General features: G+C 69.3%; 13 protein-coding genes and 1 tRNA gene. 4 read left to right on the top strand and 10 right to left on the bottom strand.

Translation table 11 applies throughout. From position 1 onward, the window contains the following. The first annotated feature begins 35 nt into the window (after positions 1–35). Positions 36–239: a CsbD family protein gene (locus FQ137_RS01345; RefSeq protein ID WP_149290796.1), complete on the top strand. Its 204-nt coding sequence runs from the start codon at positions 36–38 to the stop codon at positions 237–239. 45 nt (positions 240–284) lie between these two features. Beyond that, positions 285–375, top strand: a tRNA-Ser gene (locus FQ137_RS01340). 201 nt (positions 376–576) lie between these two features. Here the strand turns inward: FQ137_RS01340 and FQ137_RS01330 are convergent. Beyond that, positions 577–1,182, bottom strand: a complete 606-nt coding sequence (locus FQ137_RS01330) for a TetR/AcrR family transcriptional regulator (protein WP_149290795.1) — start codon at positions 1,180–1,182, stop codon at positions 577–579. Positions 1,183–1,365: 183 nt separating this feature from the next. Between FQ137_RS01330 and tgt the strand changes: the two genes are divergently transcribed. Continuing rightward, the gene (gene tgt, locus FQ137_RS01325; protein ID WP_188064715.1) at positions 1,366–2,646 is read left to right on the top strand and encodes a tRNA guanosine(34) transglycosylase Tgt; all 1,281 of its coding nucleotides are present in this window, start codon (positions 1,366–1,368) and stop codon (positions 2,644–2,646) included. Between the two features lie 149 nt (positions 2,647–2,795). Here tgt and FQ137_RS01320 read toward each other — a convergent pair whose 3' ends face one another. The 3 genes from FQ137_RS01320 to gluQRS form a co-directional block, all read right to left on the bottom strand. Beyond that, positions 2,796–3,176 (bottom strand): CHY zinc finger protein, encoded by a 381-nt coding sequence (locus tag FQ137_RS01320; RefSeq protein WP_149290794.1) that lies wholly within the window; start codon positions 3,174–3,176, stop codon positions 2,796–2,798. Next, positions 3,173–3,985, bottom strand: coding sequence for a queuosine precursor transporter (locus FQ137_RS01315; protein WP_149290793.1), 813 nt, complete (start codon positions 3,983–3,985; stop codon positions 3,173–3,175). The genes FQ137_RS01320 and FQ137_RS01315 overlap by 4 nt, the downstream gene beginning before the upstream one ends. 69 nt (positions 3,986–4,054) lie before the next feature. Further along, on the bottom strand, positions 4,055–4,978 hold the full coding sequence (gluQRS, locus tag FQ137_RS01310; RefSeq protein WP_149290792.1) for a tRNA glutamyl-Q(34) synthetase GluQRS: 924 nt from the start codon (positions 4,976–4,978) through the stop codon (positions 4,055–4,057). Positions 4,979–5,060: 82 nt separating this feature from the next. Here gluQRS and FQ137_RS01305 point away from each other — a divergent pair, with 82 nt between their 5' ends. Continuing rightward, on the top strand, positions 5,061–5,417 hold the full coding sequence (locus FQ137_RS01305; protein WP_149290791.1) for a 4a-hydroxytetrahydrobiopterin dehydratase: 357 nt from the start codon (positions 5,061–5,063) through the stop codon (positions 5,415–5,417). Positions 5,418–5,573: 156 nt separating this feature from the next. Here FQ137_RS01305 and nuoN read toward each other — a convergent pair whose 3' ends face one another. From nuoN to nuoI, 6 genes are read right to left on the bottom strand one after another with little or no spacing between them, the layout of a single operon-like run. Next, positions 5,574–7,229 carry an NADH-quinone oxidoreductase subunit NuoN gene (gene nuoN, locus FQ137_RS01300; protein WP_149290790.1) on the bottom strand — a complete coding sequence of 552 codons (1,656 nt, stop codon included), beginning with the start codon at positions 7,227–7,229 and terminating at the stop codon, positions 5,574–5,576. After that, positions 7,226–8,833: an NADH-quinone oxidoreductase subunit M gene (locus FQ137_RS01295; RefSeq protein ID WP_149290789.1), complete on the bottom strand. Its 1,608-nt coding sequence runs from the start codon at positions 8,831–8,833 to the stop codon at positions 7,226–7,228. Before FQ137_RS01295 ends, nuoN begins: the two co-directional genes overlap by 4 nt. Beyond that, positions 8,830–10,806 (bottom strand): NADH-quinone oxidoreductase subunit L, encoded by a 1,977-nt coding sequence (gene nuoL, locus FQ137_RS01290; RefSeq protein WP_149290788.1) that lies wholly within the window; start codon positions 10,804–10,806, stop codon positions 8,830–8,832. Before nuoL ends, FQ137_RS01295 begins: the two co-directional genes overlap by 4 nt. A gap of 13 nt (positions 10,807–10,819) precedes the next feature. Next, positions 10,820–11,119 carry an NADH-quinone oxidoreductase subunit NuoK gene (gene nuoK / locus FQ137_RS01285; protein WP_149290787.1) on the bottom strand — a complete coding sequence of 100 codons (300 nt, stop codon included), beginning with the start codon at positions 11,117–11,119 and terminating at the stop codon, positions 10,820–10,822. Next, positions 11,116–11,910 (bottom strand): NADH-quinone oxidoreductase subunit J, encoded by a 795-nt coding sequence (locus FQ137_RS01280; RefSeq protein WP_149290786.1) that lies wholly within the window; start codon positions 11,908–11,910, stop codon positions 11,116–11,118. The genes nuoK and FQ137_RS01280 overlap by 4 nt, the downstream gene beginning before the upstream one ends. Continuing rightward, positions 11,910–12,458, bottom strand: a complete 549-nt coding sequence (gene nuoI / locus FQ137_RS01275) for an NADH-quinone oxidoreductase subunit NuoI (RefSeq protein ID WP_149292561.1) — start codon at positions 12,456–12,458, stop codon at positions 11,910–11,912. The genes FQ137_RS01280 and nuoI overlap by 1 nt, the downstream gene beginning before the upstream one ends. Position 12,459: the final 1 nt, after the last annotated feature.

Raw genomic sequence — 12,459 nt, 5'->3', positions numbered from 1 at the left:
CCGGGTCCCGGCGCCGCGATCGAGAGGAGAACCACATGGGAGTGGGAGACAAGTTCTCGAACAAGGCCGAGGAGTTGGGTGGCCGCGCCAAGGAGTCGGCTGGCGCCGCAACCGGAGACCGTGATCTGCAGGCCGAGGGCCAGGCCGATCAGGGCAAGGCAGGCCTCAAGCAGGGCGCCGAGAAGCTCAAGGACAAGGCCAACGAAGCCGCGAGCAAGCTCACCGGCAACGATAAGTGACCTCGCGATTTTCGTCGCGGGAACTCATCCCGTAACCTACTTGGCGGTGGCGTGTCCGAGCGGCCGAAGGTGAAGCACTCGAAATGCTTTGTTGGGTAACCCCCAACCGTGGGTTCAAATCCCACCGCCACCGCCAAGGGGAGAGCCCCGGATCTCTGAGAAGAGGTCCGGGGCTCTTGTCATGTCGCGGTCACTCACCCCCAGCCGCAGCCGCGCGCAATCCCTGCAGCCGCGCACGTAAATTCCTGTGCGGCTGCAGGGATTGCGCGCGGCTGCGGGAGGGGGCACGCGGGAGGGGCTGCGGGAGGGGCTGCGGGTGCGGGGGCGGCGGGCAGAGTCAGGCGTGGCCGGGGAGGTCCTCGACGAAGTCAGGAAGTGTCACGACCGCGTTCAGTGTCGACAGCGCGGACTGGATCACCGCGTCCTGCGGCACACCGGACTCCTCGCCGAGCAGCGCCAACTCTTCCACCCCGGCCAGCCACGCCCGCGTCAGCGCCAGCGCCAGCGGGCCAGGCTCGCGCATTCCGTAACTGTCGAGGATTCGCAGACTGATCGTCCGGTGCATCCCGTCGACCACCTTCTCCAGGACCGGATCCACCGCCCGGCCCGAGCGGAGGACCGCCACGTAGTTGTCCCGACGCCGCTGGACGTACCGCACGAGCGCCGTGATGATCGCACGCGTGCTGTCCTCTGCGTGCGCACCCTCGGGGATCTCGGTCAACGACAGCACGTGGTCGGCGGCCGCCCGCACGACCGCCGTCAGGTAGTCCAGCTTGGTGGGAAAATAATGGAAGAGCAGGCTGCGGGACACCCCGGCCCGCTCAGACACCTCGTCCAACGACAGAGCGTGGAAAGGCACGGTCTCCAGCAAACGGATACCCAACTCGATCAGCTGTGACCGGCGCTCGTGTCGGGAGAGCCTACGGCCACCTGACGCGGTCATCGCCCCACCTCGTCATCGCCCCGTCCTGTCATCGGGCCCCACCTCGCCACAGCCCCACTTCGCCACAGTCCACCTCGTCATAGCGTCACGTCTCAGCAACCGCACGACCGCGTCCGCGCGCCCACGTACGCCCCACCTTAGGGGCACGTCGGCATTCCGGAACCGCCATGCCACGATGGAGCGATGCCGGACAACATCACTCCCACTACCCGCGCCACCACCTTCGACGTGGGCGAGCGGATGGTCCTCGACGGCACCGCGGGCGGTCGGACCGGCGTCATCCGCACCCCGCACGGCGACATCGCCACCCCGGCATTCATCCCCGTCGGGACCAAGGCCACCGTCAAGACCCTCACTCCGGAGCAGGTCCGCTCCACTGGCGCGCAGGCCGTCCTGGCCAACGCCTACCACCTCTACCTCCAGCCCGGCCACGAGGTCGTCGACGCCGCCGGCGGACTGGGAGAGTTCATGCGCTGGTCCGGGCCCACCTACACCGATTCGGGCGGGTTCCAGGTGATGAGCTTGGGCGTCGGGTTCAAGAAGGTGATCGAGATGAGTGCCGGCACCAAGCCTGACGACGCCGCGACGAACAAGGGGCAGGGGCGGCTGGCGAAGGTCGACGAAGACGGCGTCACCTTCACCTCGCACCTCGACGGCTCTCGGCACCGCTTCTCTCCGGAGGTCTCGATGCGGATCCAGCACTCGCTGGGGGCCGACATCCTGTTCGCCTTTGACGAACTCACCACGCTGATGAACACGCGCACCTACCAGGAGCGTTCGGTGGAACGGACCCGGCGCTGGGCGCAGCGCTGCCTCGACGAGCACGAGCGGCTGTCGACCGAACGCACCCACCGGCCGGGGCAGTCGCTGTGGGGCGTCGTTCAGGGCGCCCAGTTCGAGGACCTGCGGCGGCAGGCCGTTCGCGGGCTCGTCGCGATGAGCGAGGCCGCAGAGTCCGAGGGGCGGCGCGGCTTCGGTGGATACGGCATCGGCGGCGCGCTGGAGAAGGAGAACCTCGGCACGATCGTGGGCTGGTGCACCGAGGAGTTGCCCGAAGACCGGCCGCGGCATCTGCTGGGGATCAGCGAGCCCGACGACATCTTCACCGCAGTCGAGAACGGCGCTGACACCTTCGACTGCGTCGCCCCCACCCGCCTGGCCCGCCACGGTGGGATTTACACCCTCGACGGGCGGGTCAACATCACTCGCGCCCAGTTCCGTCACGATCACACCCCGCTCGACCCCGAGGGGCCGTCCGAGGTCTCGCGCGAGTACAGCCGCGCCTACCTGCACCACCTGTTCAAGGCCAAGGAGTATCTCGGCTCCACCCTGCTCACCCTGCACAATCTCGCGTTTGTGGTACGGCTCGTGGACGAGGTGCGCGCGGCGATGGCGGTGGGACCCGACGAGTACGTGGCCTACAAGGAACAGTTCCTGGGGCGGTACTACGCGTCGAAGGGCTGACACTCGGCGAAGGGCTGAGCCGCATCCTGCCCCGGTGTACCGACCGCTCGCCGAGTGGTCAGAGCCGCTCGCGATTTCCCTGGAGCGGGCAGGCCGGAAAGGTTGTATGTGACCACTCGACGTGCGGGCTCTCGAGCCGCGGAAGTTCGTCAGTCCCCGAAGTAGAGCGGGTAGTGCAGCGAGCAGCCCGGGTTGAATGCCGTCCCGCACGACGGGCACGCATCGCTGGACTGGTACTCGGCGATCGACAGGGTCGACCGGCAGACCCCGCACAAGAGAGCGTGCGCGTCGAAGAGTTCCCGCGGCCACACCGACAGCGCATGGTCGGCGGCGTCGGCGTGGCAGCGGAAACAGGGATAGAACTCGCCGCAGCAGTAAAAACGGATCGCCACCACGTCCAGCGGGCCGCGGTAGTGCACGCATCGGGTCTGGTCGTCCACGGTCGCGCCGAACACCGTCACCGAGGGGCGCCCGGCTGCCGGCCGATCAGCGGCGGGTCGCTCGCCGGCGGGTAGCTCAGGGGAGGTCATACCGCCGAGTGTTGCAGGGCGGCACGCGATAGCGCGGTCTGATAGCTGGGCTCGCGCTTCTTGATCCACGCGATCACCGTGTAGGTCACAGGCAGCAGGACCGCCTCGACGAGGGTTTTCCACACGAAGCCGATGACGACGTAGTTCCAGTAGTCGCCCGAGCCGAGCACCATGCCCAGGGCCGGGGCGGCGATCGTGCAGAACACCATCGTGTCCGCGAGCTGGCCGACCACGGTCGAGCCGAGCAGTCGAGCCCAGAGGCTTCGCTCACCGGTGCGGCGCTTCATCCACACCAGGACGTACGAGTTGAGCAGCTCGCCCACCACATACCCGGCCAGGCCGGCGAGGAAGAACTGCGGGATGACCCCGGCAACGGCCCCGAACGCGTCCTGGTTCTCGTAGAACGGCGCCTCCGGCAGGTGAACGGTGGCCGTGAAGCTCGCCGCGGCCAGCGCGAGGACCGCGAAACCGGACAGAACAACGCGACGCATCGCGTGGAAGCCGTACACCTCGCTGATCACATCGCCGAGCACGTAGGCCAGCGGGAAGAGCAGGAAGGCGCCATCGGTGACGAGCCCGTCCATCGAGAGGAAACCGAGTTCGAAGCTTAAGTCGGGGAAGAGGAGGACGCCCTTGGTTCCGGTGACGTTGCTGATAAGCATCACGCCGACGAACAGGGCGATCAGGTAGCCGTAGTACGGGCTGGCGACGGTGGCGAAGACGGCCCGGGTGCTGCGCGCCGGCTCGGGAGTGCTCCCGTCCGGCCGCCCAGTCCCGAGCGGGTCAGAATTCTGCGGTGGAGTGGTCATGAGCGACGATTATCCGCGCAGGCGCGGCCGGGCGGCGAATGCGGCCCGCCGGGCCGAGCGTGCTGAACGCTAGGCCACCACCCAGGGGCCGGACCGCAGCGACTCCGCCGTGACCACACCGCGCAGCGCCTCGATGGAGTCCGCACCCTCCGGTCCACCGAGAGAGGCCACGATCCGGGCGACGGCGGCCCTCGTCGTCGTCCCCACCTCCGCCAGGTCTGCCAGGGTCACTGCGCCGTCCCGCTTGGCCAGCCGCTCCCCGGCGGCGTTGACAGCGAGCGGGACGTGAACGTACTCCGGATGGGGCAGGTTCAACAGGTCGGCGAGGTGGGCCTGGCGAGGGGTGGACGAAAGCAGATCCTCGCCGCGCACGACCTGGTCGACGCCCTGCTCGGCATCGTCCACGACCACCGCCAGGTTGTACGCCCACACGCCGTCCCCGCGGCGCAGCACCACGTCGTCGACGACACCCGTGTACGGTCCGCAAATCACGTCGGTGATCGTCAATTCCGCGACCGTTGCGCGCAGACGCAGCGCCGGCACCCGTCGCGGGCCGAGGGCACGGCGGCGCCTCTCGCGTTCCGTCTCGGACAAGTCCCGGCAGGTGCCAGGGTAGGAGCCGGGCGGAGAGTGTGGCGCGCGCGGGGCCTCGGCGATCTCGCGGCGCGAGCAATAGCACTCGTAGACCAAGCTCTGGTCGGCCAGCTGGTTCGCAGCGGCAGCGTAGGCGTGCGAGCGTTCCGACTCCCACATGATCTCGCCGTCCCAGTCGATGCCGATCGCCGCGAGGTCAGCAAGTTGCCGCTCCGCCACGCCGGGGCGGGCTCGGGCGGTGTCAAGATCGTCTACCCGCATCCGGAACGCCCGATCCGAATCGCGGGCGAGCACCCACGCCGCCACCGCCGTGCGCAGGTTGCCCAGGTGCAGGTCGCCCGACGGGCTGGGTGCATACCGTCCGGCACCGGGGGGCAGAGGACTGGCTGGGGATTCCACGCCAACAACAGTAGGCCGCGTGCCCGGGAAAACGGCCGCGGTAGAGGTGCCGGCCGCGGCGGGAGATGCCAGACTGGACGGCATGAGCGCAGACGCTGATAATGCCCGCCCCGATGCCGATGACGACACCCGCCTCACCGAGGAGCAGATCGCCGAAGGCTTGTCGGATCTGCCCGGCTGGGCACTGTCTGAAGGGTCACTGACCTATACCGCCGTCTGCGAGACGCCGCAGGCCGCGATCAACCTGGTCGCCGCGATCGGACAGGCCGCCAACTCGCAGAATCACCATCCGGACCTGCTGTGGAGCTACGACGAGGTCACACTCGACCTGCGCAGCCACGACGTCGACGGGGTGACCCGGCGTGACCTGCGGCTGGCGCGGTCAATCTCGGCGCTGTCAGGGGAGTTCGACGCCACTCCGCTGGGACTCGGGGAGTAGGGGCCCGCCCTGCGCGCGTGGGGCAAGCGAGGCTGGCGGTGCGGCGCGCGTGGGGCAGGTGGGACTCGCGGCGTGGCGTGGAGTCACTCCGTCAGCTGGCGGTGGGAACCCACCTGCGAGAACGCTGACCGCAGTGACTCCATGGGGCAGCGCGAGTCACCCCGCAAGCCCGGGGACCGCGAAGACGGACGCCGCCGTGGCCAGGTCGAGCAGCGGCTGCGGCAGGATCCCCAGCAGAATGGTCACCACAGTCGCGACTCCGACCACGGCGTACGTGACGGGCCTGTGGGCGAACGCCACCTCGCCCGAAGCTGCGGGGTTGGGGGCTGCGACGGAACCGGGGGCTGCGACGGAACCGGGGGCCGCGGCGGAACCCGGAGCGTCGGCGTCGACGGCGTCGACCGAGCCCGAGTCGCGGAAGAACATCACGACGATCACGCGGACGTAGAACGACGCCGCGATCGCACTCGTGAGCACGCCGATCACCACCAGCGTCACGGCACCCCCGGCAACAGCCGCCGAGAACACAGCGAACTTCGCGATGAAGCCACTGGTCAGCGGGATGCCCGCCAGCGCGAGTAGCAACAGCGCAAATGCGCCCGCGATCAGCGGCTGCCGGCGACCGAGACCGGTCCAGGCCCGCAGGTCGGTGATCTCGGCACCGTCCGGATCGCGGACCAACCCGGCCACGGCGAACACGCCGACGGTGCTGACGGCGTACGCGGCGAGATAGAACAGCGTCGCGGACGTTCCGGCACCCGAAGGGCCGAGCACCCCGGTGAGCAGGAACCCGGCGTGTGCGACGGACGAGTAGGCGAGCAGGCGCTTGACGTCCGTCTGGGCGACACCGACGACCGTGCCCACGATCATCGTCAACGCTGCTATCACCCAGAGGACCGGCGCCCAGTCGGCCTCGAGTCGGGGAACGGCAGTGTGAAAGAAGCGGAGGATCGCACCGAACGCGGCGAGCTTGGTCCCGGCAGCCATGAACGCGGTGATCGAGGTGGGGGCCCCTTGGTAGACGTCGGGTGTCCACGTGTGGAACGGCACGGCTCCGACTTTGAACAGCAGGCCCACCGACATCATCGCCACGCCGACCAGGGCCAGTGAGGTGCCGCCGTCGTCCGCGACGACCCGTGCGATGCCGCCGAAGTCGACGGTCCCGGCGTAGCCGTAGATCAGTGCTGCGCCGTAGGCGAAGAACGCCGAGGAGAACGATCCCAGCAGGAAGTACTTGACGGCGGCCTCCTGCGAGAGCAGTCGTCGGCGACGGGCCATGCCGCACATCACGTACAGCGGCAGGGACAGCACCTCGAGCGCGATGAACAGGGTGATGAGGTCGTTCGCGGCGGGGAACAGCATGAGGCCGCCGGTGGCGAACAGTGCCAGCGGGAACACCTCGGTCTGGGACAGGCCAGCGCGCTCTGCCTCTCGTTCGGCGTCGCCCCCCGGGGACAGTGCGGCCTGCGGCGCGAAGCCCGCGAGCACCGGGGAACGCGACCCGGCCGCCGCGCCCACCCGCGAACGTTCGCCGATGAGCAGCCCGGCCCCGATCGCGACGAGGATCATCGCCCCTTGCAGGAACAGGGTCGGCCCGTCCACGGCGACGGCGCCGCCGGCGGTGATGGTCTGCGTCCCCGCGAGCAGCACCACCGACGCGAGTCCGGCGAGGAGCCCGCCGAGGTACAGCACCATCTGGGTGCCGTAGCGGTGGCGGGCGGGTGCGAACGCCTCGACCAGCACGGACACGATCGCCGTGCCGAGCACGATGAGCAGCGGCAGGAGCGAAGAGTAGGCGATGTCCGGGGTCATCGGGTGGCACCTTCCACGTGGGCGACGGTCTTGGTGACCGCCGGGGTGATCACGTCGAGCGCCGGCTGTGGGTAGAAGCCGAGCACGATCAGCGCCGCGATGAGCGGCGCAAGGACCACGCGCTCGCGCGTCGACAGGTCGGGCGTGGCCTGCAGCCCCGGCTCGACGGGCCCGCCCATCACGCGCTGGTAGGTCCAGAGGATGTAGACGGCTGCCAGGACGAGCGTGGCCGTCGACAGCACCGCGGCGACCGGGTACACCCCGAACGTCCCGACGAAGACCAGGAACTCGCTGATGAACGGGGCCAGCCCGGGCAGGGACAGCGTGGCGAGCCCGGCGATGAGGAACATTCCGGCGAGCACCGGCGCCACCTGCTGGACACCGCCGTAGGAGCTGATCTCCCGGACCCGGTGACGCCGGACGAGGAACCCGGCCACGAGGAACAGCGCGGCCGTGGCGATGCCGTGGTTGACCATGTACAGCGTCGACCCGGTCGCCGACTGCTCAGTCGCGGCGAACACGCCCAGCACGATGAATCCGAAGTGCGAGATCGACGCGTACGCGATGAGCCGCAGCAGGTCGGTCTGGGCGATCGCCATGACACCGCCGTAGATGATGCTGATCACCGCCAACGTGACCATCACGGGGGTCGCGGTGCTCGCGGCCTCGGGGAACAGCGGCAGGCTGTACCGCAGCATCGCGAAGGTGCCGACCTTGTCCACCACGGCCATCATGAGCACGGCGGAGGCGGGCGTCGCGGCGACGGCGGCGTCGGGCAGCCAGGTGTGGAACGGCCACAGCGGGGCTTTGATCGCGAACGCCAGCGTGAACCCGGCGAACAGCAGCAGCATCGCGCCGGGCGGGATCTGCAGCCGCCCGTCGGTGACGGCGTCGGTGATGAGGCGGTAGTCGAACGTGCCGCGGCCGTCGGGCCCGAGCCCGGCCCTGTCCGTGTACATGTAGAGGCCGAGCACGGCGGCGAGCATGACGAGGCCGCCGAGCAGGTTGTAGATGAGGAAGCGCACGGCCGCCCGCGCACGGTCGACGCCGCCGGTCCCACGGTCGCCCGCCGCCCGACCGCCGGGGTCGCTGTTGCCGAAAGCGCCGATGAGGAAGTACAGCGGGATGAGCATCGCCTCGAACGCCACGTAGAACAGCAGCACGTCCAGGCTCGTGAATGCCACCAGCGCGAGTCCCTGCGTGGCGAGCATCAGGGCGGGGTACGTCTGCGCACGCCGACCTTCGCCCCCCGTGTCCCCGGGTTCTTCCCCGCCGGGTGGGTCGGTGTCGCGCCATCCGGCCAGCAGCAGCAACGGCACGAGCCCGGCGGTGAGCAGCACCAGCACGAGCGCCACGCCGTCGATCCCGAGCGAGTAGCTTGCGCCGAACGCGGGGATCCACGGGCGGGACTCGACGAACTGGTGGGTGTCCCCGCCTGGGTCGAATCCGACCGCCAAGGCGACGGTCAACCCCAGGACGGCCAGGGATGCGGCCAGGGCGAGGGGCCTCGCCGCGCGGCGCGCCCTGGTGGGGAGGGCGACGACGAGGAGAGCACCGATCAGGGGGGTGAGCCACAGTGCGGTGAGCAGTCCGGGGCCGGTCACAGTGCGCCACCACCCAACATCGCGGCGATGACCACGACCGCGCCGATCAGCATGTACAGCGCGTAGGAGCGGGTGAGTCCGGATTGCAGGAGCCTCGTCCGGGCGGACAGTTCCCCGACTGCCGTGCTGACGCCGGTCGCCGCTCCGGCCACGACGCGGTGGTCGAGGACCGCGGTGCCGGCGACCAGTGCCTGGCCGGGCCGCATGAACACCGCTTCGTTGAGGTCGTCGGCGTACAGGTCACGGCGCGCTGCCCGGGTGAGCGCGGATCCGGAGGGGGCGGTGACCGGGACGATGCTTCTGGCGTAGCGGCGCACGGCGAGCGCGACGCCGGCCGCCACCACGACGAGGGAGGCGACGGTGACCAGCCACTCCGGTAGGACGTGCTCGGGGTGGTGTTCGCCCAGGACCGGGGAGAGCCAGTCCTGCAGCCGCCCGCCGATCGCGAGCAGTGCGCCCGAGAGCACCGATCCCACGGCGATCACGACCATCGGTGACGTCATGATCGCAGGTGATTCGTGCGGCTGCGCGTCGTCGGCCCATCGTCGTGGCCCGAAGAAGGTCAGGATCATCACGCGGGTCATGTAGAACGCGGTCAGGCCGGCGCCGAGCAGCGCGACCACGCCTAGCAGGTAGCCGATCGCTGATCCTGAACTGATCGAGCCCGCACCCACTGCGCTGGCGCCGCCAGAGCCCACGTCGAAGGCGGCGGAGATGATGCCCTCCTTGGAGTAGAAGCCGGCGAAGGGCGGGACGCCGATGATGGCGAGGTAGCCGACGCCAAAGGTGAGAAAGGTGACCGGCATGACCGCCCTCAGGGCGCCGTAGCGGCGCATGTCCACCTCGTCGTTCATCCCGTGCATCACCGAGCCGGCGCCGAGGAAGAGTCCGGCCTTGAAGAAGCCGTGGGTGAGTAGGTGCATGATCGCCAGCGCGTAGCCGGCGGGTCCGAATCCGGCGGCCATGACCATGTAGCCGACCTGGCTCATGGTGGAGGCGGCGAGGACCTTCTTGATGTCGTCCTTGGCGCAGCCGATCACGGCGCCGAACAGCAGCGTCACGGCGCCGACCGCGATCACCGCCGCGCGGGCCGCCGGGGTGGCGTCGAAGATCGGGTTGGCGCGGGTGATGAGGTAGACGCCGGCGGTGACCATGGTCGCCGCGTGGATGAGGGCCGAGACGGGGGTGGGGCCCTCCATTGCGTCGCCGAGCCAGGATTGCAGCGGGACCTGCGCGGACTTGGCGCACGCGCCCAGCAGCAACAGCAGCCCGAGGGCGGTGACGAGTCCGGAGCCGACCGTCCCACCGTCGGCGGCTGAGCCGTCGATCGCCGAGAACACGCCCTCGTAGGACACCGTGCCCAGCTGGGTGACCATGACCATCATCGCCACAGCCAGGCCGATGTCGCCGACGCGGTTGACCACGAACGCCTTCTTCGCGGCGGTGGCGGCGGACGGCTTGTGCTGCCAGAACCCGATGAGCAGGTAGGAGACCAGGCCGACGCCCTCCCATCCCAGGTAGAGGCCGAGGAAGTTGTCGGCCAGGACCAGCAGCAGCATCGCGGCGAGGAACAGGTTGAGGTAGGCGAAGAACTTCGGCCGCGCCGGGTCGGTGGCCATGTAGCCGATCGAGTACACGTGGATGAGCAGGCCGACGCCCGTGACGAGCAGGACGAACACCATGGACAGTTCGTCCAGGCGCAGACCGAAGTCGACGTCGAGGCCGCCCACCGAGATCCAGGTGAACAGCGTCTGGCCGGCCGCGCGGTCGCCCGCCCCGCGACCGGTCATGGCGGCGAACTGCCAGGCCGCCACTCCGAATGAGGCCAGGGCCGTGGCGCAGCCGAACAGGTGACCCCACGTGCTGGCGCGGCGTCCGAATAGGAGCAGGATCGCGGCGCCGAGCAGGGGCACTACGGGGATCAGCCAGAGCGCGGGCTCGGTGACGGCGGGGGCGAGGGCTGCGGAACTCATCGTCGTCGTCTCCCTAGTACCTGAGCAGGCTGGCGTCGTCGACGGACGCCGATCGGCGGGAGCGGTAGATGGCCATGATGATCGCAAGACCGATCACGACCTCGGCGGCGGCCACCACCATGATGAAGAACGCGAAGAGCTGGCCGGTCACGTCGCCGTGCATCCGCGCGAACGCCACCAGCGCGAGGTTGGTGGCGTTGAGCATGAGCTCGATGCACATGAACACGACGATCGCGTTGCGTCGCAGCAGGAAACCGGCTGCGCCGATGGTGAACAGCACGGCCGAGAGGTACAGGTAGTAGTCGGGGTTCACGGCTGAGCACCCCCGTCGGATTCGAGTTCGTCCCTGGCCGCCGCGTCTTTGGCCGCCACGTCTTTGGCCGCCACGTCGCGGGCTGCAGTGTCGCGGGCATAGCGCCGCAGCACCTCGCTCACCGAATCGAGGGCGTCGGAGCCGTCGGGCAGCCGGGCGGGCATGTCGGCGGAGTTGTGTCGTGCGTAGACGCCCGAGCTGGGCAGTGGGGTCACGCGGGCGGAGTCGTCGTGCTGCCAGTCCAGGAAGCGCTGCTCGGACATCTCCCGCTGGGTACGACGTCCGGTCAAACGCTCGCGGTGCGCCAGGACCATCGCGCCGAGGGTGGCGATGATGAGCAGGACCCCGGTGAGCTCGAACGCCCACACGTGCCGGGAGAACAGCAGCGCCGCGAGCGCCGGGACGTCGGAGTAGCCCGGGGCGAACCCGGCGAACGGAGGCAACTGGGCCCGCGCCACGCCGGTGGCCAGCAGGATGCCGAAGCCCAGGCCGGCGACGATCGCCGCCACCCGGTGCCCGCGGATCCGCTCGACCAGCGAGTCCGAGGATTCGACCCCGATGAGCATCACCACGAACAGGAACAGCATCATCACGGCGCCGGTGTAGACGACGATCTGGCCCACGCCCAGGAACACCGCGCCCTGCGCGATGTACAGCACCGCGAGCGAGACCATGGTCGCGGCCAGGCACAACGCCGAGTAGACGGCCTTGGTCGCCGAGACCACACCCAGTGCTCCGGCCACAGCAACGATGGCCAGCACCCAGAACACCACCCCTTCCCCGGCGGACACTAGAACTCCTCCGGGTCGTACGGTTCGCCCTGTTCGGGTGTGGCTCCGGTGATCTCGCCGCGGTAGTAGTCGGCGTGGTCGGCGCCCGGGACCATGTCGTGCGGGGCGGGGACCATCCCCGCGAGCATCGGTCCGAGCAGGTCGTGCTTCTCGTAGATAAGGTCGGCGCGGTTGTCGTCGACCATCTCGTAGTCGTTGGTCATGGTCAGTGCGCGGGTGGGGCAGGCTTCCACACACAAGCCGCAGCCGATGCAGCGCAGGTAGTTGATCTGGTAGATCCGCCCGTAGCGTTCCCCGGGGGAGTAGCGCTCCTCGGCGGTGTTGTCCGCGCCCTCGACGTAGATCGCGTCCGCCGGGCATGCCCACGCGCACAGTTCGCAGCCGATGCACTTCTCCAGCCCGTCCGCGTACCGGTTGAGCTGGTGACGCCCGTGATAGCGGGGTGCGGTGGGGACCCTCTCCTCCGGGTACTGCTCGGTGTGGGCCTTGCGGAACATCGTCCCGAAGGTCACGCCGAACCCGGCGAGCGGTTCGAGGAACTTGGGCAGC

The organism is Dietzia sp. ANT_WB102 (genome assembly GCF_008369165.1).
Taxonomy (GTDB): domain Bacteria; phylum Actinomycetota; class Actinomycetes; order Mycobacteriales; family Mycobacteriaceae; genus Dietzia.
The sequence above is the reverse complement of the archived record's forward strand: the minus strand, read 5'-3'. Positions and strand labels throughout refer to the sequence as shown.